Source organism: Paraburkholderia sp. EG286B, from assembly GCF_040965655.1.
Classification (GTDB): Bacteria; Pseudomonadota; Gammaproteobacteria; order Burkholderiales; family Burkholderiaceae; genus Paraburkholderia.
The window spans coordinates 1-917 of sequence record NZ_JBFRCF010000132.1; the positions used below are offsets into that span (position 1 = coordinate 1).

Consider the following 917-nt stretch of genomic DNA (forward strand, 5'->3'; position numbering starts at 1 on the left):
GTGCCCTGCATCAACAAGCCCCGGTCACGATGCGTTGGTCATTTCCGCGAGTTCTTTTTTGCTCTCGCGTCACGCCGCCTCTATGTGACGCCGCCAGATTTGCGCGGATTTAGACCGCCATCGACAACTGTATAGCGATGCATTCCAGAATGCGTCTCGACGATGTTACGGGCGCGTTCAGCATGAGAAACATCGTCCGCGCACCGTCGGCGAAGGTGCGTCGCCAACTCGCGGTATCGGTAAATGCCGAAATGGCCGATCGTTGCGCTCGTGCTAGGATTTCCCCAACAGGGGAGGAAAAGCGATGGCAGTACACGCTATAACTGCGGTTCGGATGGACGGGAATTCGCAAAGGGTCACACACGTGCTTTGGGGCCAGGTGTCCGTGAGTGGAGAACAATTTGAGGTCGCTCCGCACCCATCACCTGTAATCGAAGTGGCGGATGCACTGGCTAAGGGCGACACCGTCGTAACGGTCTTTCCACTGGATGGACAGCGTGTCGCCGGCCCGGAGGTCCGACGCGTTATCGACGAGGCTGGACGCGAAGGCATTGAAATGGTGGTCGCTGATTCCGATGCGGGTCGAACGCTCGCGGACCTGCCACGGCTTGATCACGAATAGAACGCTAACCGGGTCGGCTCCATCGGGCGCAGTACCCCCGCCCATGTACTGACGCCGAGCACTTGCCTTGAGTGATTCGGTCCCCGTCGATGGGAATGCGGTTACCTGTTCGGATACGTCCTTTGATGCCTATCGCGGCTCGGAATTTGCGCATCGAAGGACATTCCGTTGGTAAATCTTCCCGCCGGCGGGAAAGGAATTAAGTCATGAACGACCGAACCATTTGCATAGGCGCACAGGAATACAAGGTGACCGCTGTGTCGAGCGGTCTGGGACGCTGGATTGCGCGCATCGT

The 917-nt window shown here is 58.1% G+C and carries 1 protein-coding gene; it reads right to left on the reverse strand.

From position 1 onward, the window contains the following. Positions 1-421 precede the first annotated feature (421 nt). A complete protein-coding gene (locus AB4Y42_RS44065) occupies positions 422-616 on the reverse strand; it encodes a hypothetical protein (protein ID WP_368692794.1) in 195 nt (64 codons plus the stop codon). Between the last annotated feature and the right edge of the window lie 301 nt (positions 617-917).